23 protein-coding genes and 1 riboswitch are annotated in these 20829 nt (G+C 41.4%); of the genes, 9 read left to right on the plus strand and 14 right to left on the minus strand.

Translation table 11 applies throughout. The features are described 5' to 3' along the window. The first annotated feature begins 91 nt into the window (after window positions 1-91). The gene (locus tag RZO55_RS07930) at window positions 92-478 is read left to right on the plus strand and encodes a winged helix-turn-helix transcriptional regulator (RefSeq protein WP_318063747.1); all 387 of its coding nucleotides are present in this window, start codon (window positions 92-94) and stop codon (window positions 476-478) included. A gap of 187 nt (window positions 479-665) precedes the next feature. On the opposite strand, the gene RZO55_RS07935 is transcribed toward RZO55_RS07930, so the two are convergent. Beyond that, complete coding sequence (locus tag RZO55_RS07935) at window positions 666-1007, minus strand: hypothetical protein (protein ID WP_318063748.1); 342 nt, start codon at window positions 1005-1007, stop codon at window positions 666-668. Window positions 1008-1207: 200 nt separating this feature from the next. Here RZO55_RS07935 and RZO55_RS07940 point away from each other — a divergent pair, with 200 nt between their 5' ends. From RZO55_RS07940 to RZO55_RS07950, 3 genes are read left to right on the plus strand one after another with little or no spacing between them, the layout of a single operon-like run. After that, window positions 1208-2461: an ABC transporter substrate-binding protein gene (locus RZO55_RS07940; RefSeq protein WP_318063749.1), complete on the plus strand. Its 1254-nt coding sequence runs from the start codon at window positions 1208-1210 to the stop codon at window positions 2459-2461. Continuing rightward, window positions 2458-3159 (plus strand): GTP-binding protein, encoded by a 702-nt coding sequence (locus tag RZO55_RS07945; protein ID WP_318063750.1) that lies wholly within the window; start codon window positions 2458-2460, stop codon window positions 3157-3159. The genes RZO55_RS07940 and RZO55_RS07945 overlap by 4 nt, the downstream gene beginning before the upstream one ends. Beyond that, the gene (locus RZO55_RS07950) at window positions 3156-4163 is read left to right on the plus strand and encodes an ATP-binding cassette domain-containing protein (RefSeq protein ID WP_318063751.1); all 1008 of its coding nucleotides are present in this window, start codon (window positions 3156-3158) and stop codon (window positions 4161-4163) included. The genes RZO55_RS07945 and RZO55_RS07950 overlap by 4 nt, the downstream gene beginning before the upstream one ends. Before the next feature lie 64 nt (window positions 4164-4227). Here the strand turns inward: RZO55_RS07950 and ribH are convergent, their stop codons facing one another. The 4 genes from ribH to ribD are packed head-to-tail and all read right to left on the minus strand — an operon-like array spanning window position 4228 to window position 7659. After that, a complete protein-coding gene (gene ribH, locus RZO55_RS07955) occupies window positions 4228-4695 on the minus strand; it encodes a 6,7-dimethyl-8-ribityllumazine synthase (RefSeq protein WP_318063752.1) in 468 nt (155 codons plus the stop codon). Between the two features lie 19 nt (window positions 4696-4714). Continuing rightward, window positions 4715-5914, minus strand: coding sequence for a bifunctional 3,4-dihydroxy-2-butanone-4-phosphate synthase/GTP cyclohydrolase II (locus RZO55_RS07960; protein ID WP_318063753.1), 1200 nt, complete (start codon window positions 5912-5914; stop codon window positions 4715-4717). Window positions 5915-5924: 10 nt separating this feature from the next. Next, window positions 5925-6572, minus strand: a complete 648-nt coding sequence (locus RZO55_RS07965; RefSeq protein ID WP_318063754.1) for a riboflavin synthase — start codon at window positions 6570-6572, stop codon at window positions 5925-5927. Next, the gene (ribD, locus tag RZO55_RS07970; protein WP_318063755.1) at window positions 6553-7659 is read right to left on the minus strand and encodes a bifunctional diaminohydroxyphosphoribosylaminopyrimidine deaminase/5-amino-6-(5-phosphoribosylamino)uracil reductase RibD; all 1107 of its coding nucleotides are present in this window, start codon (window positions 7657-7659) and stop codon (window positions 6553-6555) included. The genes RZO55_RS07965 and ribD overlap by 20 nt, the downstream gene beginning before the upstream one ends. A gap of 158 nt (window positions 7660-7817) precedes the next feature. Beyond that, a riboswitch (FMN riboswitch) is annotated at window positions 7818-7932 on the minus strand. A gap of 247 nt (window positions 7933-8179) precedes the next feature. Here ribD and sufC point away from each other — a divergent pair. Genes sufC through sufU form a run of 5 tightly spaced genes read left to right on the plus strand, consistent with a single transcriptional unit; the run spans window position 8180 to window position 13085 of the window. Then, a complete protein-coding gene (sufC, locus tag RZO55_RS07975) occupies window positions 8180-8944 on the plus strand; it encodes a Fe-S cluster assembly ATPase SufC (protein ID WP_318063756.1) in 765 nt (254 codons plus the stop codon). Further along, entirely contained in the window at window positions 8931-10349 is a 1419-nt protein-coding gene (gene sufB, locus RZO55_RS07980; protein WP_318063757.1) for a Fe-S cluster assembly protein SufB, read from the plus strand. Before sufC ends, sufB begins: the two co-directional genes overlap by 14 nt. Before the next feature lie 16 nt (window positions 10350-10365). Further along, the gene (locus RZO55_RS07985) at window positions 10366-11451 is read left to right on the plus strand and encodes a SufB/SufD family protein (RefSeq protein ID WP_318063758.1); all 1086 of its coding nucleotides are present in this window, start codon (window positions 10366-10368) and stop codon (window positions 11449-11451) included. Further along, window positions 11429-12655 carry a cysteine desulfurase gene (locus RZO55_RS07990; protein ID WP_318063759.1) on the plus strand — a complete coding sequence of 409 codons (1227 nt, stop codon included), beginning with the start codon at window positions 11429-11431 and terminating at the stop codon, window positions 12653-12655. Before RZO55_RS07985 ends, RZO55_RS07990 begins: the two co-directional genes overlap by 23 nt. Beyond that, window positions 12645-13085, plus strand: coding sequence for a Fe-S cluster assembly sulfur transfer protein SufU (gene sufU / locus RZO55_RS07995; protein WP_318063760.1), 441 nt, complete (start codon window positions 12645-12647; stop codon window positions 13083-13085). Before RZO55_RS07990 ends, sufU begins: the two co-directional genes overlap by 11 nt. A gap of 90 nt (window positions 13086-13175) precedes the next feature. Here the strand turns inward: sufU and pepT are convergent, their stop codons facing one another. From pepT to RZO55_RS08040, 9 genes are all read right to left on the minus strand, one after another. Then, a complete protein-coding gene (gene pepT, locus RZO55_RS08000; protein ID WP_318063761.1) occupies window positions 13176-14402 on the minus strand; it encodes a peptidase T in 1227 nt (408 codons plus the stop codon). A 217-nt stretch (window positions 14403-14619) separates the two neighbouring features. Continuing rightward, complete coding sequence (locus RZO55_RS08005) at window positions 14620-15222, minus strand: hypothetical protein (RefSeq protein ID WP_318063762.1); 603 nt, start codon at window positions 15220-15222, stop codon at window positions 14620-14622. 31 nt (window positions 15223-15253) lie between these two features. Next, window positions 15254-15808, minus strand: coding sequence for a DUF2628 domain-containing protein (locus RZO55_RS08010; protein ID WP_318063763.1), 555 nt, complete (start codon window positions 15806-15808; stop codon window positions 15254-15256). Beyond that, window positions 15798-16859 (minus strand): tetratricopeptide repeat protein, encoded by a 1062-nt coding sequence (locus RZO55_RS08015; protein ID WP_318063764.1) that lies wholly within the window; start codon window positions 16857-16859, stop codon window positions 15798-15800. The genes RZO55_RS08010 and RZO55_RS08015 overlap by 11 nt, the downstream gene beginning before the upstream one ends. After that, window positions 16856-17668, minus strand: a complete 813-nt coding sequence (locus tag RZO55_RS08020; RefSeq protein ID WP_318063765.1) for a hypothetical protein — start codon at window positions 17666-17668, stop codon at window positions 16856-16858. Before RZO55_RS08020 ends, RZO55_RS08015 begins: the two co-directional genes overlap by 4 nt. Before the next feature lie 27 nt (window positions 17669-17695). Then, window positions 17696-18226 carry a hypothetical protein gene (locus tag RZO55_RS08025; RefSeq protein ID WP_318063766.1) on the minus strand — a complete coding sequence of 177 codons (531 nt, stop codon included), beginning with the start codon at window positions 18224-18226 and terminating at the stop codon, window positions 17696-17698. An 8-nt stretch (window positions 18227-18234) separates the two neighbouring features. Then, a complete protein-coding gene (locus RZO55_RS08030; protein WP_318063767.1) occupies window positions 18235-19545 on the minus strand; it encodes a phage baseplate assembly protein V in 1311 nt (436 codons plus the stop codon). A 19-nt stretch (window positions 19546-19564) separates the two neighbouring features. After that, window positions 19565-20137 (minus strand): hypothetical protein, encoded by a 573-nt coding sequence (locus RZO55_RS08035; protein ID WP_318063768.1) that lies wholly within the window; start codon window positions 20135-20137, stop codon window positions 19565-19567. Between the two features lie 24 nt (window positions 20138-20161). Further along, entirely contained in the window at window positions 20162-20788 is a 627-nt protein-coding gene (locus RZO55_RS08040) for a hypothetical protein (protein ID WP_318063769.1), read from the minus strand. Window positions 20789-20829 lie beyond the last annotated feature (41 nt).

Raw genomic sequence — 20829 nt, forward strand, 5'->3', positions numbered from 1 at the left:
CAATTATAGCATAAAGTTATAAATACATAAGTACGCAGTTTTTTCTGTGTTAGTATAAAAAATATACTATTAATTTAAAGGAGTTGTAATTATGAATGCTGATTTGGATTGCAATGTAGAATTACCTAGTGATTCTATAAATGAGAACTATAATACAAGATGTCCCCTTATATACGCATTAGAGATTATTGGGCAAAAATGGAAGTTACCTATTATGTGGTACTTATTCGAAAATGATTTTACTAGATATAATGAATTAAAACGAAAAGTTAAAGGTATTACCAATATGATGCTTACAAAATCTTTAAAAGAATTGGAAGAAAATAATCTTATCATTAGAACCCAATACGAATCAATTCCTCCTAAAGTTGAATACTCTTTAACAGAAAGAGGTAAAGCACTACTTCCTGCATTGAATGAATTGTCTAAATGGGGTGAAGAACAACTTAAACTTGATAAGACGAAATCAAATTTTTAATCGATTCTTATTTACTTTAATACGCAATTTTTCACTATTACGACAGAAAATCATGAGTAGATAATGGAGTGTTATTGGCAATAAGACACAATATTTCATATGAAGACTTAAAAAGGAGGGAAAATTGACTTCCCTCCCCATATCAAATCCTTATACCAATATTATTATCCAACAGAGCTAAAATCACCTATTTTAAGTATTCACTGACGCCCTTCCAGGCCCCATTTTGATTAAATTTCGTCTGATCCGGATCAAAATCTTTATATTCCAGTTTTTTTAATTCCTGCAAATGGAAACCATCCTTTAAAACAAGAAGCGCCAAAAAATCTTGCGCCCAGATGTTCTCCTTTTCCCAGCATTGCAAGAAAACGATCCTTGGGTTTTGCCAGCAGAAAATGATGTTCTCCAGACTGATGGTTTTGCTTTCCAGTCCCTTCTTTGCCAATTGTTGTGCGAAACACAGACAGACTTCTTTTGTACAACCAGTCCCTGAAAAATAAGCCAGGGTTATTTTTTTTGGTTTTAACAATATAATTCCCCCTCTGCGAATCAAATTTATATGATTTTATCATACTATCTACTTAATGAAAAAGATAGTGGCTTAACAGGAAATAATATCAGAAGTATTTCAAATTAGTTGTTTTTACAACAAACAAAACAGAGAAACTATGATATGATAAACGTAATTTCAGAAACCAACTTACAATTAACATAGAGAAAGGAATCATTATGTCAAATTATTTTAAAGCCTCTGATACGATCTTTCATATCACAGAAACTTATCCGGAAACCATTGAAGTTTTTATTGCCAATGGTTTTGAGAATTTAAGCAATCCTGTTATGCGCAGAACTCTTGGAAAAACCATTTCATTAGAAACAGCATTGGCTATGAGAAAGGTTAACCAGGAACTTTTTATTAAGAAGCTGGAGGAAGTAATTGTTCAGAAGGCCCCCAGCATGACAGACGGACTTGCGCCTGCACAATCAGAAATAAAGGGAGATATCCGGATTGAAGGTGTCCTGCCCTGCCCAGTTCGTATTCCTCTTCTGGAAAAATTTGAATCCTGGCTTGAGGAAAATAAAAGTTCCCTTGGATATAAGGTGGAATATCATTTAAAATCAGCAAATCTGGGACTTGATGATGTAAAGGACCGGGTTATTTTAGCAGATGGTAATCCTGACGGTCTGTCAGACCTTTATCTCTCTGCAGGTTTTGATTTATTCTTTGATAAGAAGATGATCGGAGGTTATCAGGATCTGGGAGTATTTGAAGATCTTTCCGGTATGGATCATTTAAATCCTGATCTTGATAATGAAAACTTATCACTAAAAGATCCCCGGAACCAGTATGCCATCATCGGAATTGTTCCTGCAGTTTTCATGGTTAATACAAACGTTCTAGGGGACCGCCCCTTCCCCGAGAGCTGGGCAGATTTAATGAGACCGGAGTTTGAAAACAGCATCAGCCTTCCCATGAAGGATTTGGATATGTTTAACGCATTTTTACTTCATATCTATCGTTTTTATGGGCAGGAAGGAATTGAAAAGATGGGGAAAGCTCTCTTGCGGAGCATGCATCCCGCTCAGATGATTAAGTCCCATAAGTTAAAAGATGGAAATAAAGTTCCGGCCATTACGGTTGCCCCCTATTTCTTTGCCAGCATGACAGATGAGAAAAGCCCGATACGTCCGGTATGGCCAAAAGACGGAGCCATTATCAGTCCGATTTTCCTGTTGGCAAAATCAAAGAATAAGGATAAAGTAAAACCTTTCGTTGATCTTTTATATTCAAAAGAGATTGGAGATATTCTTTCCTCAAACGGGAAATTTCCGTCCACCAATCCTCTGGTAGACAATCATTTAACGCCAGACCAGAAGTTTATGTGGATCGGCTGGGATTTTATTCACAACAATGATATTGGTGAGTTAATCAAAACAATAGAAAAGCAGTTCTTTGCGGCTGCACAGAAGGAGTTCTTATGAATCTGATTATTTTTTCAGGCCCGCCCTCTTCCGGTAAAACATCGGTAATATTAAAAACAATTTCATCGTTTCATTCAAAAAACATTAAAGTGGGCGTGGTGAAATTTGATTGTCTTTACACAGATGATGACATTGCCTATGAAAAGGCGGGAATCCCTGTAAAAAAGGGCTTATCCGGCGCTTTATGTCCGGATCACTTCTTCGCTTCTAATATTGAAGAGGTGGTTAACTGGGGAAATGAAGAAAAGCTTGATCTGCTTATTACGGAATCAGCAGGTCTGTGCAACCGCTGTTCCCCCTATTTAAAAGAAGTAAAAGGTGTTTGTGTCATTGATAATTTATCCGGCATCAATACCCCCAAAAAAATCGGCCCTATGTTAAAATCTGCCGACTTCGTGGTGATCACCAAAGGAGATATTGTTTCTCAGGCGGAACGGGAGGTATTTGCTTCCTGCGTAAGCTCTGTAAATCCAAGAGCCATTACCATGCATGTAAATGGGCTGACCGGGCAGGGGGCCTATGAACTGGCCAGTCTTCTCTACGATGAAAACCAGAATATCAAGTCCGTTCAGGGAATGCAGCTTCGTTTCCCCATGCCCTCCGCTTTGTGCTCTTACTGTCTGGGCGAAACAAGAATCGGGGAAGCATATCAGATGGGTAATGTAAAGAAAATTGATTTAGGCGGTGATAAAAAATGATAAATATCAGTATAAAAAAGCTGTTGGGGGAATATCCGTTTGCTGCCGCATATTTTGAGCAGAATAAGCTTACAGTCGCCGGGTTCGAGGATCAGACATTTGAGGAATATCTAGATCATTTCTCAGAGGAAGAACTGGAAGACCAGGCAATCGATAAAGCCAGGCTGTTGTCAGATCTGCCTGTCTATCTGGAGCAGATGCGTCAGTTTTTAGGAATGGAGAATGATCGGAAGGTACAGTCACTGACTATTTTACCAGGTCATGATAAATCAGGAACTGGGGAAGGTTTTAAGGAGCTGACAGTAGAGACCTCCCAGATCATATCCATAGTAGGACCTACCGGTTCCGGAAAAAGCCGGCTTTTAGCAGATATTGAATGGACGGCTCAAAATGACACTCCTACCGGACGCAGTATTTTAATCAACGGCGAAGTACCTGATATGAAGTGGCGTTATTCCTCAAATAACAAGCTGGTAGCCCAGCTTTCTCAGAACATGAACTTTGTTATGGATTTAACAGTATTGGACTTTTTGCGGATGCATGCAGAAAGCCGCATGGTTTTGGACCCTGAGTCTGTGATAGACAGAATTATTGCAGCTGCCAATGATTTAGCGGGAGAAAAATTTGAACTCTCCACTCCTGTTACCAGCTTAAGCGGCGGGCAGTCCAGAGCGCTTATGATTGCAGATACAGCTATATTAAGTTCCTCCCCCATCGTTTTGATTGATGAAATCGAAAATGCAGGAATAGACCGGAAAAAGGCGTTAAAGCTTCTTGTTACTTCCGATAAAATTGTTTTGATGGCAACCCACGATCCCCTTCTTGCATTAATGGCAGACAAGCGGATTGTCATTAAGAACGGCGGTATCAATCATGTGATTTATACAAGCGAAGAAGAAAAACAGCTGTTAGAAAAGTTAGAAAACATGGATTCTCTCATCCAGACCGCACGCCAGGAACTCCGGTCAGGAAATACACTTTCTCCTGACCTGTTGTTAGAGTAAAATATAATTCTGTCAGTCCTCCAATAAGGTTATAAACTGCCCTTATTGGAGGATTTTCTTTGATTTAAGCCTGTATTCCGCGGATCAGGCTAACCATTTCGATCGCTCCGGCTGCACAGTCAAATCCTTTGTTGCCCGCTTTTGTTCCGGCCCGTTCAATTGCCTGTTCAATATTTTCTGTCGTCAGGACTCCGAACATGACAGGAATGCCGCTGCCTAGAGATACCTGGGCAATTCCCTTAGATACTTCGCTGCAAACGTAATCGTAGTGAGTTGTGCTGCCCCGGATGACCGCACCGAGACAGATGACAGCATCATATTTGCCGCAGTCTGCCATCTTGGAAGCAATTAACGGGATTTCAAAAGCGCCAGGCACCCAGGCTACTTCGATATTCTCCTCACCGATGCCGTGACGCCTCAGACAATCCAATGCCCCGCCGAGAAGCTTTGATGTTATAAATTCATTGAATCGTGCTGCAACAATGCCGACCCTGACATCCTTTGGTACCAGTGTTCCTTCAAATACTTTCATTTTTAAATCTCCTTTATGTTTAATAATGTAAAATGTGTCCCATTTTTTTCTGTTTTGTTTTTAAATAAAACAGATCATGGTCATTTGCCGGAATCTGTATAGGGACTCTTTCCATAATTTCCATACCAAAGCCAGACAGTCCATACACCTTTTCCGGATTATTGGTGAGCAGGCGCAGGGTTTTAACTCCCAGTTCCCGTAGAATCTGAGCACCGATGTAATATTCTCTTGGATCCCCTTCAAAACCTAATGCAAGGTTGGCTTCCAGAGTGTCCATACCTTTGTCCTGCAGGGCGTAAGCCCGCAGCTTATTAACCAGTCCGATACCGCGTCCTTCCTGACGCATATAAAGGAGAATGCCCCTGCCTTCCTGTTCAATTTGTGTCATGGCTGCAGCAAGCTGCTGTCCGCAGTCACACCGCATGGAGCCGAATGCATCCCCAGTCAGACACTCAGAATGAACACGGCATAAAAGATTTTCCCCATTACCGATTTCGCCTTTGACAAGAGCGACATGATGCTCTCCGTTTAGTTTATTAACAAAACAGAAGGCTTTAAAATCCCCATATTTTGTAGGCATGTCGCTGATTGATGTCTGCTCCACCAGCCTGTCGTGTTTTTTACGGTATTCCTTTAACGCATCAATGGTAATAAAGGGAATCCTCCATTTCTTAGCCAGCCCTATCAGTTCAGGAGTCCGCATCATGGTTCCCTCCTCTCCCATGATTTCACAGCAAAGCCCACATTCCTTCAGACCTGCCAGACGCATAAGATCCACTGTGGCTTCTGTATGTCCGCCCCGCTCCAGCACTCCGTTTCGCTTTGCAAGAAGAGGAAACATATGTCCTGGCCGGCGGAAATCTGCGGCACTTGCATTGTCGTCTGCACATTTCATTGCAGTCAATGACCTTTCCGCTGCTGAGATTCCGGTAGTGGTATTCACATGATCCACAGAAACGGTAAAGGCGGTGGAATGATTGTCTGTGTTTTCAGAAATCATTTGCGGCAAATCCAGGCGCCGGCACAATTCCTCATTCATAGGCATGCAGATCAGCCCTTTCCCATGTGTCGCCATAAAGTTGACATTTTCAGTAGTGGCGAACTGGGCGGCACAAATGAAATCACCTTCGTTTTCCCGCCCCTCGTCGTCTGTTACAAGAATAATTTTTCCCTGCTGAAGCGTTTTAAGGGCTTCTTCTATGGTGTTGTACTCAAACATCTTACTCCTCCTAATAGCCAGATTTTGCTAAGAATTCTCTTGTGATACCGCCAGATTGCGGCTTATCCTGGACTGGTAATAAAAATTTTTCCAGATATTTTCCCACAAGGTCATTTTCCAGATTCACTATATCCCCTGCTTTCCTGTGTGACAGGATGGTGGATTTTACTGTGTGGGGTATGGCAGATATCCGAAATCCCGTGTTGTTTACCGAAGCGACTGTCAGGCTGATTCCATCCAGTGCAATTGAGCCTTTTTCTACAATATAACGGAGTATTCTGCCCTCTGCGGCAATGGTGTACCAGATGGCATTGTCATCTCTTTGAACGGACGTTATCGTACCTATTCCATCAATATGTCCGGAGACGATGTGCCCGCCAAAACGTCCGTCTGCAGCCATTGCACGTTCCAGATTTACAAAATCTCCTGGATGCAGCTTTCCAAGACCGGAACGGTTTAAAGTCTCATGCATCACATCCGCCCGGAAGGTATGGGAAGAAAGCCCGGCAGCCGTTAAGCATACGCCGTTTACCGCTACACTGTCCCCGATTCCAAGATCATCAAAAATCACACTGCCCTGTATAGTCAGCATAGCGGACTGCGCTCCTTTTTTTACCTCCTTCAGTACGCCTATTTCCTCAATAATTCCCGTGAACATAAGGTTTCACCTCGCTTTCAATTAGTATATCTTCTCCCAAATGTGTCACTTCTATGTTGGTGAGAAAAAAACCATCCTCCGGGCGGGGAACGCCTAATCCTGCAACCGGTGTTTTCCCTCCTGATCCCCCCAAAAGCTTTGGCGCAATGTATGTCTGCACTCTGCTTACGATTCCTGCCTGCAGTGCCGACCAGTTAAGAATACCGCCGCCCTCCAGTAATATGCTGTCAATTTTCTCTGTACCAAGCTTTGTCATGAGTTCAGACAAATCTAAATGTCCCTCCACTTGTTCAAGTGAGAGAATCCGGCAGCCAGCTTTTAAATAGGGCTGCTGTGCCTGCAGATCCTTACAGGAGGTTGCTATTAACGTGGGAACCTCATTTGCGGTTGCCATGATCCGGGAAGTCAGCGGAAGCCGCAGGGCTGTATCGCAGATAATGCGAAGCGGGTCACGCCCTCCTTCAATCCGGCAGGTGAGAAGCGGATCATCTGCGAGAATTGTACCAATTCCCACCATTATGGCACTGTAACGGAGCCGGTCTTTATGCACGTTTTCCCTTGCAGCATCACCGGTAATCCATTTGGAGTCACCTGTATACGCTGCTGTTTTTCCGTCCATTGTCATGGCGTATTTCATGACAACGTATGGTCTTCCTGTCTGGATAAAATGGAAAAATACTACATTGAGCCTGTCACATTCCGCCTTCAGTATCCCTTCCGTGACCTCAATTCCTTTTTCCCTCAGGAATCGGATTCCTTTTCCTTTGACCAGAGGGTTAGGGTCCGAACTTCCCACCACAACTCTTCGTATTCCTGCATTTAAAATAGCTTCTGTGCAGGGAGGTGTCTTACCATAGTGACAACAGGGTTCCAGAGTCACATAAAGAGTCGCTCCCTCCGGGGATTCTTCACAGCCTGCAAGTGCATTTACTTCTGCATGAGGAGCACCATACCTCTTGTGGTATCCTGTGCCAATTACCCTGCCACCCTTTAGAAGTACAGCACCAACCATGGGATTTGGATTTACAAAGCCGCATCCTTTTTTGGCAAGCTGCAAAGCCAGAGACATACATTCAATATCGTTCATATCACACCGCCTTTAAAAGAAAAATGCCTTGAACACAAGGCTCAGGGCATATTTTCGGCAATCCGTCCATTATTTATGACTGTTAACACAAAAAGCTCTGAAATGAATGATCATTCCAGAGCGTGTTAATCAGCAGATGTTTCATAAACATGAAAAAACTGCATCTTCTTTCATCCAGACTTTACTGTCGGCTTCGGAGTTACACCGAATCATGCCTTGCGGCTCGTGGGCTATACCACCGGTAGGGAATCGCACCCTGCCCTGAAGATTATTGTTCAATTGGTGCAATAATACTCCTATATGAGAGTTATGTCAAGAAAAAATATATAATTTCTTACATTTACTGTAGCTACATATTTTCCTAACTGTTCTGAAATTTCAAAATTTTCATTATGATTATAAAAAAATAAAAATCAGGCTTGCATTTCATACCAAATAGGTATAGTATGGAAGCACAAAGACATGTTAGCAAATACTAACCATTAGATTCCCATTGGGGAAATAAAGGAGGTTGATATATATGAGTCATACATTACTGGAAATTAAAGATCTCACTGTATCTGTGGAGGATAAAATAATTTTAAACGGCATTAATCTCACCATAGGTTCAGGTGAGCTTCATGTCCTAATGGGACCAAACGGAACTGGAAAATCCACTCTCGTATCCGCCATTATGGGAGATCCCCGGTATCAGATAGAAAACGGGCAGATTCTTTTAGATGGGAAAGATATAACAGAAATGAAAGCAGACGAAAGAGCCAGAGCAGGTGTCTTCCTCTCCTTTCAGGCGCCGGAGGAGATTCCGGGCGTTACCCTTGAAGATTTTCTCCGCACAGCCAAAGGGTCCCTGGAAAAACGTCCTCAAAAGATACTGCAGTTTAAAAAGGACTTAAAAGAGCAGATGAAAGCTTTGGATATGGATCCCGATTATGCGCAACGATACTTAAATGTTGGCTTTTCCGGCGGTGAAAAAAAGAAAACGGAAATTCTCCAGCTTCTTATGCTTCAGCCCAAACTAGCTCTTTTAGATGAAACAGATTCCGGTCTTGATGTCGATGCGGTACGTACCGTTACAAGGGGAATCCGTGCCTTTAAGAGCCGTAAAAACGGGCTTTTTATCATTACCCATAATGCCAGAATTTTAGAAGGCCTTGATGTGGACGTGGTACATGTACTGGCAGGAGGCAAAATCGCTTATACCGGCGGCCGGGAGCTGATTTCAAAAATCACGCAGGAGGGATTTGGCGTTCTGGGAAAGGAGGCTTTAATCCATGAAAGACTTTAAACAGGAAAAAACCAGAGTCGACCAGGCCGACCGCACCATTTATGATGTGAAAGACAGGCTGGACCCGGCCTTTCTTATGGACTCCGGTATTACTTCGGAGATAGTGAACCAGATATCAAAGGAAAAAAACGAACCGGAATGGATGCGTCTGTTCCGCCTTAAATCATTAAATACTTATAAAGAAATACCACTGCCTTCCTGGGGACCCTCCCTTGACGAGCTGAATATGGATCAGATTGTTACTTATGTCCGTCCCAAATCAACCATGAAAGCGAAATGGTCCGATGTGCCGGATGATATCAAACAGACCTTTGAGCGTCTTGGAATTCCCAAAGCAGAGCAAAAATCACTGGCAGGTGTAGGAGCACAGTACGACTCCGAAGTGGTTTACCACAATGTCCGGGCAGAAGTTGCTTCAAAAGGCGTGGTCTATACGGATATAGAAAGCGCTCTTACAGGTCCTTACAGTGAAATGATACGAAAGCATTTTATGAAACTGGTTCCTCCGTCCGACCACAAGTTTGCGGCTCTTCACGGAGCGGTCTGGTCCGGAGGTTCTTTTGTTTATGTGCCGGCCGGAGTTACGGTTGATATTCCCCTGCAGTCCTATTTCAGGCTTAATGCACCGGGAGCCGGCCAGTTTGAACATACATTGATTATCGTGGAGGAAGGTGCCTATCTTCATTTCATAGAAGGCTGCTCTGCTCCCAGATATTACGTTGCCAATCTTCACGCAGGCTGCGTGGAACTGTATGTGGGTAAAAATGCAAGACTCCGCTATTCCACCATCGAAAACTGGTCAAAGAACATGTACAATTTAAATACAAAGCGCGCTTCGGTAGAGGAAGGAGGAACCGTGGAATGGATCTCCGGATCGTTCGGATCTCATATCTCCTATCTTTACCCCATGAGCATTTTAAAGGGGAAAAAGGCACGTATGGAGTTTACAGGCATCACATTTGCAGGAGAAGGCCAGAACCTGGATACAGGTGCAAAGGTACTTCATGCCGCACCGGATACCACCTCTCACATTTCCACGAAATCCATATCAAGGGATGGAGGCAATTCCACGTTTCGAAGCCTGGTAACTGTTACGGAAAATGCCAAAGGCAGCAAATCAGCCGTTTCCTGTGAATCACTGATGCTTGACAGTATTTCCCGTTCCGACACCATACCGGTGATGGATATCTCCTGCAATCAGGCAGATATCGGCCATGAGGCAAAAATCGGCAGAATCAGTGAATCCGCAATCTTCTACTTAATGAGCCGCGGTCTGTCCGAGGATGATGCACGGGCTTTAATCGTAGGCGGGTTTGCAGAACCCATTGCCAAGGAACTGCCGTTAGAATATGCGGTGGAAATGAACAATCTCATTCATCTTGAAATGAAGGGAAGCATCGGCTGAAAGGAGGAACACAAATATGAATACACAAATTAATCGACTCCCGGTTCCTACCTGGAACCGGACAGGAGTGAACTGGCTGGATAAAAAAGCGCTGCCTCCTGACAGGGAATATTCACAGGGAGACCACCTCCCTTATGATGGTGTTCTTCCTCATGGAATCAGTCTTATGGATCGCATTCCGGAAGAAATTGCCGCAATTCCAAGCGGGATGGGTGAATGGCTGGATGAGTTTATCCTGAGCCGTGCAGACAAAACCTGCTACTTATTGGGAGAAGGACCCGCCGGTGAACCTGTTATTATCACCCAGACTCTGGACCTTACCCATCCGGTTATCAGAGCCCATTATGCCATAAATGCAAAGCCAGGAAGTAATATCACAGTTATTCAGATTAATCGGGGGGACGCAAAAGACGGCGTTCTTGGAAGCTTAACACAGATTGATGCGCAGGAAAATTCCGTTGTCCGTCTGATTTCTGTCCAGCTGCTTGGACGAAACAGCCAGAGCTTTGATGCCGTAGGTGCACGCATTGGAAAAGGTGCCAGGGTAGAACTCGTTCGAGCCGTTCTGGGAGGAAAAACAGCGGCATGTGGTTCTCTGGCTCATCTGGAGGGTCAGGGAGGCGGCTATCAACAGGATACTGCATACTTTACTGATAAGGAACAGATTTATGATTTCAATGACATTGCCCGCCACGCCGGCAGAGAAACGGAAAGCGAAATGCATACAGCCGGAGTTCTTGCAGGCTCCAGCAGCAAGATTTTAAGAGGAACCATTGACTTTAATGCAGGATGCGCACACTCTGTGGGGCACGAAAATGAAACCGTGCTTCTGCTAAGCCCCAGCGCCAGAAACAGGACCGTTCCCTTAATCCTGTGCGGAGAAGAAGCTGTGGAAGGCCAGCATGCAGCCAGCTTAGGACAGTTTGATGAAAAACATCTCTACTATCTGTGCTCCAGAGGGCTTAGCCTGATGGAGGCAAAGCGTATGCTGGTAGAAGCCCGCTTTATGCCTGTTCTTCATAAAATAACTCCGGATGATCTGCGCATGGAGATTCTGAATGTCATTGAAAGGAGGCTGGATGAACATGAAACCAATTCGTGATCAGTTTCCTATTCTCTCTGTCCCGGAAAATGGAAAGAGACTGATATACTTAGATAACGCAGCAACTTCATTCAAGCCTTTGTCCGTTTTAGAGGCAGTGGATAATTACTACCGTATGGATAATGCCAATCCCCACAGAGGCGTTTACACCCTGGGCGTCCGTTCCACGGATATTCATGAAAACGCCAGGCTGACTGCGGCCCGCTTTGTAAATGCCGGTCCGGAAGAAATTATTTTTACCCAGAATGCTACAGAATCTCTTAATCTGATCGCTTACAGCTACGGTATGGAATTCTTAAAAGAAGGGGACGAAATTCTTATCTCCGTGGCGGAACACCACAGCAACCTGGTTCCCTGGCAGAGAGTTGCAAAACACACTGGTTCCAAGCTGGTTTATCTCTATCCGGGACCAGACGGGCGGATTACAGAGGAAGAACTGGATCAGAAAATAAACCCGCGCACAAGGCTGATTGCCATTGCCCACGTATCAAATGTACTTGGAACGGAAGCACCGGTAAAATCCATCGTGGAACGCGCCCGTTTACATGGCGCTGCAGTGGTTTTAGACTGCGCTCAGAGTGTGTCCCATATGCCAGTTGACGTCCAAGACCTGGGAGTAGATTTTGCAGCATTTTCCGGACACAAGATGTATGCGCCCATGGGGATCGGTGTTTTATATGGCAAAAAAGAACTGCTTGAGAAAATGCCCCCGTTTTTAAGCGGAGGCGATATGATTGCAAGCGTTCATGAACAGACCGCTTCCTATGCAGAAGTCCCACGCCGGTTCGAGGCGGGAACGAGAAATGTAGGCGGAGAAGCAGGCCTTGCGGCAGCCATGGAATATATTAATTCCATAGGCTGGGAGACGATCCGCAATCATGAGAACGCTCTGATGGACCAGATGCTAAAAGGGCTGAATGCTCTGCCCTATGTCACCGTATACGGCAGTACAGACAGCTGTGACCGTTTTGGGGTTATCTCCTTTAATGTGGACGGGGTTCATCCCCACGATACTGCAACCATTCTGGATTCAGAAGGAATCGCAGTCCGTGCCGGTCATCACTGCGCCCAGCCATTAATGGAATATCTGGGAATTGGCTCCTGTGTCCGGGCAAGTATTGCCATCTACAATACAGACGAAGATATTTCAGTATTTTTAAACAGCTTAAAACAGGTAAGGAGGTGGATGGGTTATGGAGCTTAATGCTTTATACAATCAGATTATTGTGGAAAACAGCCGTTCCAGTCAAAACCGTCACAAGGTATCAGAGGCGACAGCCAGTCTGGAAGGAGTCAATCCCAGCTGTGGTGATGACATTGTTCTGGAACTGCGGGTAAAGGACGGAATCATTGAAGATGCCGGATTTACGGGAGAAGGCTGTGCTATTTCCCAGGCTTCCGCGTCTCTGATGATTGATCTCATTCTTGGAAAACCGGTTGAAGAGGCTCAGAATCTGCTTAAAACCTTTCTGGGGATGATAAAAGGAGAAATATCAGATGAGGCGCAGCTGGATTCTCTTGAGGATGCGATTGCCCTGAAGGGAATCTCCCATATGCCGGGCAGAGTTAAATGCGCTGTCCTTCCCTGGCATACATTAATGGGAATCATTGAAGAACCGGAAACCGCAAAATAAACGAATGATACAGCAAAAAAACGTCCGGAATTGGTTTTGGCAGTATACCATTAAAACCATTTCCGGACGTTTTAAATTTTATTCTATAAATTACTTTTCAGCAAACTTTTCAACAATTTTAAGAAGCAGCTTCACAACCTTTTCCATGGACTGAACCGGGATAAATTCAAATTTTCCATGATAATTGTAACCGCCGGTGCAAAGGTTTGGACAGGGAAGTCCTTCGTAGGATAAGCGTGCTCCATCTGTACCGCCTCTGATCGGAGTAACAAGCGGCTCAATTCCCAGATCTTCCATTGCCGTCTTTGCAATATCGATCAGGTACATATGGGGTTCAATCTTTTCCTTCATGTTAAAATAACTGTCTTTTAAAATCAGCTCTACTGTCCCGCTTTGATATCTGTGATTTAAATAATCTGCCACACGGGTCATAAATTCTTTCTTATCTTCAAACTTCTTCTTGCTGTGATCACGGATAATATAATCCAGTCTGGCTTCCTCCACGTTTCCACTCATGGAATCCAGGTGGTAGAATCCTTCGTACCCTTCCGTATACATAGGGTTTTCAGCAGCGGGCAGCATGTTATGAAATTCCATACCCATTAAAAGCGCATTTTTCATTCTTCCTTTGGAAGAACCGGGATGGATGCTGGAACCGTGGATTAAAACTCTGGCAGAAGCAGCATTGAAATTTTCGTACTCCAGCTCTCCTAACCCACCGCCGTCCACGGTATAGGCTACATCAGCGGCAAATCCTTTCACATCAAAGAAATCTGCCCCTCTGCCCACTTCTTCATCCGGTGTAAATCCGATTCGGATGGTTCCATGAGGAATCTCCGGATGGGCAAGTAAGTATTCCGCCATAGTCATGATTTCAGCCACACCGGCCTTGTCATCTGCACCTAACAGGGTTGTTCCATCTGTAGTGATAATATCCTGTCCGATATATTTTAATAAATCCGGAAATTCTTCCGGGCTCATGGTAAGTCCAGTATCCGCATTCATCAGAATATCCTTACCGTCGTAATTCTTTACGATCTGCGGCTTTACACCTGCACCGGAGTAGGCTGGAGAGGTATCCATATGAGCGATAAATCCCAGTACAGGGACTGCTTTGTCCATGGTAGCCGGAATGGTAGCATACACATAGCTGTGCTCGTCAATTCTTACATCTGCAGCCTTCATGGTCTGCAGTTCTTTCACCAGTTCTTCTGCAAGTATCCGCTGCTTTGAAGTACTTGGAACAGCGTCAACCTCATCCTTTGACTGGGTATCATAGGATACATATTTAAAAAAATGATTGATCACTTCTGACATTGTTAATCGCCTCTTTTTCAATATTTTCTGGTAACGGCATGTTGGATTTCAACCGGATCCAGTTCTCCTAAAGGGTCTGTATATTCAGGTAGTATTCTCCGTATCATACGAAAAAATTACCAGAAAGGACCATTTGGATTTCCTTATTATACCATAATGCGTTTTTAATGTCTATGAAGCCTGAAAAACCATATCTGTATATTATTCTCTCGGGTTTCTATTCTGTTTCATCGCCGTATACCGCAATCAATTCAGAATTATCTAAATATTCACCCAGCATAAATTTAACATTAGACTCCTTTAAGATAAACACATCATCCTCTTTTAAAATATTTTTTATAATAGTGATAATCCACGCATTCGCTAAATAGTGAAACTTTTGCTGTAGCTGTATTAGCATATCATTTATTTCATGCCTTAATACGCGGGTCTGTTTATTCAATTTTTCAATAATCTCATTTTCAATGTTATAATAGCAATCAAATATATATTTAAAATCCCATAATTCTGTACACTCAATTTCTGAAATGCAGTCTCTTTTATCGTAGAAATCGATTCTATAGCATGGGGAATGATCTAAAAAGCCTGTATGTAAAAACGATAAATATATCCATTTCAGAGTCCCTGCCTCGCCAGAATCCTGTAATTTTATGTATTGGCTGTAAATATTATTAAAGACAATTTTCAGACCATCAGTAATTTCAGCAATATATGAATCAATTTCTTTTTCTATCTTCTGTGAACACCATAGATAACGATCATCTGCAATCGTCTGCAGCTCATTTATAACTTTATTTTTCAAATTTGCTTCATTAATCAATTATCAAGACTCCTTCTTTTAATAAGCCAGTCTAGATTTGGGCCATTACAGTGGCCATTGCAACTCCAATTGCTCCTACAACAGCATCTCCAAAATCTAGTAAAATAAAAAAAACAATTGCACTCCATATAGAAGCACCTTTACATTCTACAGAATTTGCCAACCTTTGAATTATACTTCGTTTTTTTCCATCTTCCCAATGAGAAGCATCTATTCTCTTTTTTATCTTCCACCAGTAGATGCAATCAGCCAGCTTTCCTATTATCACAAATTTTATAATCCAAAGTAAAAATAAAAACAGTCCGGCAGAATCTTTGGTATATATTATATTTGCTAAAATTAACATATAAATAATATACGAAGCAAATAATGTAATTACAGAAGAAATAAACCATAATAAGAATCCCTCTATCCACATCATTCGATAAGCAAACCATAATGGACCAAAAAATGCAGCGGCTCCATTAAATTTTTTCTTTCTATCAATTTGTCTGAATCTATTTAAGTACTCTTCTTGATTTTTTTCCAGATATCCTCTTATCTCTGATATTGAATATCCGCCTATCTGGTTTTCATCATAGTCCATTTTCGTCACTCCTCACTTCTCCCCATTTTTCTTTTAAATCTGCCTCTGCCTGTTTAAGCTGCTCCTGTAACCAGGTTTCATAATCCAAATCTGTTTCCACCAGATTTTTGTACGCATATATTAACATGTCTTTATACCTACCAAATGGATCATTAAATCTTTCGTGCTGCCAAAGATAGTATGCTCTGGCATAACACTTAACCTCTTGCTCAGGTTGTTTTAAGTTTTCATATACCCATGCTAACTCAATATAGATTGAATATGCCAACTCTGGATACGATGAACATTGCACTAAAGCTGTCTCATAATCCTCAATTGCTTTATATTGATCCTGGCTTATAAAGGAGTAGAAAGAACCTCTTCTGTCATAAGCATATAGTAAATCATAGTGATCTCTTGTTTGCCAATTTTCCAAAATTTCTATGCATTTATTATGGCATTTCAATGCTTTATCAAAATCTTCTGAATTGTTAGAATAATAGTTCGCCATTTCAAGATAGAGATTTGCCTCTACAGATTTATACTGATAAGTATTCTGATTTAATTGTAATGCCTTTTTCATATAATGGATCCCTACGTCATTACCAACATAGTTATAATTGGCCAGTGCAATCATATAATAATTGTAGACCCCGATTGCCTGATTTGATCCTAATAATTTTCTTTCTTGCTTTATCAGTTTTTTTGCGGTTTTAATTACCTGCTTATAGTCTATTTCACTATTCAGATATTTCTTTTTTAACATATTGGTATCCAGAATCAGGCGTTTCATTGGATCTGAGATATCCTTTTCATAAGCTTCTTCTGCATAGCGATCAACTTCATCTCTTTTATCTTGATATAGACAGCACTCTGATAAATTTGTTAATGCACAGGCTTTTTCTTCTTCCGTAACCGACAGGTCTAGAGCCGCTTTTAAATGGCGTTCTGCATCATCAAATTTTCTGAGACGCAAATAAGCAACACCTAACGCATTTTCTGTTTTTGCGTCATGTTCCATTCCCTGCAATTGTTCTATAACAGATTTCAGTACATCTCCATTTCCTTTCAACTGTGTGACCAGGCCCTGTCAGACTGTGCATTTAATTCCTTATTAAGAATCTTTCTTTTTTCTTCTTCTCTTTCTCTTTTTTTCTTTTCATTTTCATCAAAATAGTCTAATAAGTTTTTAGAAACCGCCCGCTTTGTATCTTTCCAATCCCATGAGCCTATATTTCCCTGTCCCTCTTTGCCCAGAGGTAATGCATATGCCAGATCCGGAGCAAAGCCTTCATCCTTTAAATATTTATTTGAGCCCTGCTTCAATTTTGCAAGCGATTCCCTGATTTGTTTCATATAACTTACTTGCAATTTCTTCATTTTTGCTATTACTTCAAGTTTATTACTCATTCTGGTCTTATCATCTGTATTGAACCAGCTGTCTATTAATTCCAGTACACAAGGATAATTACGCCCCAGTTTTGGAATACCCTGTTGATTCATAGCAGCTGTTACACAATCGGAATAATACAAAAATTTATTCTGTAATGCCTGATACTGAGGACTGTCCACTGGGTAAAGCTTCATAGTCTTGTTTAAATTACAAACAATGTCGTTCATTGCATTGACATAATTATCTGCCTGACAGCACCCGAATTTATCCAGATTTATAAATGGCTCGCAGTCAATATCCCTGATAAACGGACTGTCCTTACCAAATACACCATTATTTTTATCGGTTGCTCTTAAAAGTCTGTAATACTCAAAACATTCTGTATCCAGCTTTTTACATTTCGCCGGAACCTGCTTTGCGCAGGAACACATCACGTATGACGAATCCAAAAGATAATTAGGCTTCTGCTTTCCACTCAAATTTTTCATAATCACTTCCCCTATCAATTATATGTATTAATATACCAGCTGAACACGCTCCAGTGTCAATTTTCTGATATCTCTTCTAAGAAGACTCTCCGCCACATCCAGGCGAATAATAACAATATCTGTATCAATACCAGCAATCTTAAATACACTGTAATCCTCGACAGAACTTGCTTTAATAATCAGCTTTTCCAGTTTATTTCTATTTCTTACAGCCTTGTACTCGTCAGGCAGACAGTCTACATTAACAAATAGAGGCGCATAGTAATTGCAGCTGCTCCCATCCAAATTATTTAAAATACACACCGTCTTAAATTGCAATGAACGCTCATAGACGGAAAATACCTTTTTTACACCATCATTAACCAGAAACAATTGTCCATCCAATACATCAATATAATCAAGCGGCCGTTCGGATCTCGCAAAACCCACATTAATATCAGGTATATTGATAGAATTCTCTAATGACATGGCTGCTCTGCGGTTAACAATATCATTTAAGTTTGTTATAACTGGTGTGTGCATGTAAGTCTTATCTTCTTTTATCCAAAAGTAATCCATGAAACCTCCTATTGATACTGAATCGTGAGTCCTGTATGGCTGATTCCATCAGAGATCATCAATGAATTATTATTCTCCCGGAAAATGATTCCTCTACCTGCAACAATGCTGGTTTCCCCTCCACTGGCAAACTCTACAGATTCTGAGGCTGTTATTTTTACTGCCTTGTTACTATTAATCATAATCCCTTTTTCATCATCCAGTATAATAGATAATCCTTTATGGTTGGTAATCATTATTTTTTCAGGGGTGAAACGTATTTCTTTGTTGTGTATTGTTCTTATGGATTTTTCTTCTGGATTTTTACGCATATCACCATCACTTTCCGTATGAACTGCATTTATTACGTATGCCTGATTTGCGTTTTCATCTGGAAAATATATTCGGATTCTGTCTCCCTTCTCTGGCATACAATACCAGCCGGTGCCTTCTGGCGATGAATAAACGGAGGCAAATGGAAACCAGACAGTATCCTCATTATTAACTTTGCAACCATAGTTACAATTAATTCGTACAACATCATTTTTTACTTTTGAAACTTCCCCCATAAAAGACGCCCCTATTATTTTTTCATTTCCATAGGGTTTTACCTGAAAGCCTTGTTTTTCTCGTAAACAATATCTATGTATTAATTCCTGCTTATAAAGTCTGCTCTCAATTCCATGTACATATAATCTGTGACCATGGAACTCCACAGGTGTGCACAAATTAAGTATTTCACGAGATTCTACAATATATTCCCGTATATGATCTGTAATATTTACTTCATAAAATTCCACATCCAGTTCTGCATCATCTTTTGTGGGTAATCCAAAAAAGAAGCAGATATGGCTGTTCGTACAATCCGGAACCAATACCGTATTTAAGCAGCTTGCCAGTCTCTTTAAAAAGAACCAGTCTGTCTCCCTGTATTGCGCTATGATATTGCAAGATTGTTCGCTAACATGGTTCATAATAATACTGGCATTTTCATTCTTAGAAACAATGTAACGTACAATTTCTTTATATGTCTGATTCTTATTGTAAAAAAACCGCACTTTCTCTTCTGTGTCTAATAAAGTCGTTTTAGAAATTGCATGTATTTCCAGTTTAGTTAAATAGCCTTCTTCCGTATTTGATATTTTATCAGGTAGCCCACGAAAAATAGTATGTACGACTCCATTTTCGTCTGTAATCTCAATTGTAATTTCTGTATCAGGTGTAAATTTGCTTAAAACATCCTTTTCACCAATATAACCTGATATATACGCCAGCATATGTTCATTAACCTCTTTTTTTATCTGGCAGTCTAAAATTTCTATCATAGAAAATGGTTTCACAAGATACTGATCGCTTTCATTATGCTTCTTCCTTTCCGTGAATTGTATTTAGCAGCTCCAGCATAACTGGTTTCCATTCCATCCATGCTTCATAAGGACAATTAAAAAGTCCTAAAAGAAATCTTTCATTTATTACTGTTATAGATAAAATATTATATACAGCTCCGTCCAGAGTATGGCTCTTAAATTCCATCCAGCCACACCGGTATTCATCGTTTTCAATATGCCCTTTACTCATAAACTTATTTGCAGGCTGGGCGGTTGTAATCATAAGTTGAAATTGATTTAATGTACCATCAATCTTTTCAGCTTCAATCTCCTGCTCAAACAGGCTAAAGGTAAAGTTAACCTCACCTGCCTCATCTGTCATAATGACCTGTGGTCTGTCAACTGACGGGTACTTTTTTGATGCCAGTTCCGGGTCCATCTGTGTAAACTCTTCCGGCATCATAATTCCAAAAAAGGAAAGCAGCTCTATTTGATGAAATTTTATCAGCCTGTCGCCGACATACATTCCTGTTTCGCTGTTTATATACTTACTTCTCTTTTGCTCATTTCGCATGAATGCAATTTGTTCGTCCTTATATTTCATGGTACCTCCCAATTAAAAAATTCACTAATTTCTCCCTAAAAATATCAATTCAGATACCTGATGCTCCTTACTGGGATTTTGAAATGAAGGTAATCCGCCTAGTATAGCTGAAGAAACAGCTGATTCAGCAATTCCCTGGGGAATACCGGCCATAATATTCGTTGCATATTGGTATGAATTGCTGATGCCAAAGTCCTTACACGCCTGTTCCGGCTTATGCCCAAGCTTATGAGGAAGTCCGCTGATAACTGCTTTTTCGGTTGTCATCCGCATTTCATTTCCTGATAAATCAATACAATCTCCTGATTTCTTATTTTCAAAATGGTATCCCAGTGGTGTATCCATTGTTACGTTACCACCTGTCCGGATCCTAATACTGTCGTTAGCATTAATGAAAATATCCTTTTGGGAAAACAGATTAATACCAAGTTGATCCGATAATGCCATACTTATCTGACTGACTTCACTTGATAACCCTATTTGAGCTGATTGGATATCTAATCTTTTTCCTTCTTTTGTTTGAAAAGTTTTTACAGAGGCTTCCGGATAATCAATCTTCTCATTTACACTTCCTATCACAATCCCGCTGTTTTCCTTTTCATTTGAAAAATACAATTGAACTCTTGTCCCTTTTTCCGGCATCGCATACATAATATTGCCTGATACCGGAACATATTCGAATGCAAATAATT

Source organism: Clostridium boliviensis (genome assembly GCF_033342255.1).
Taxonomy (GTDB): domain Bacteria; phylum Bacillota; class Clostridia; order Lachnospirales; family Lachnospiraceae; genus Lacrimispora; species Lacrimispora boliviensis.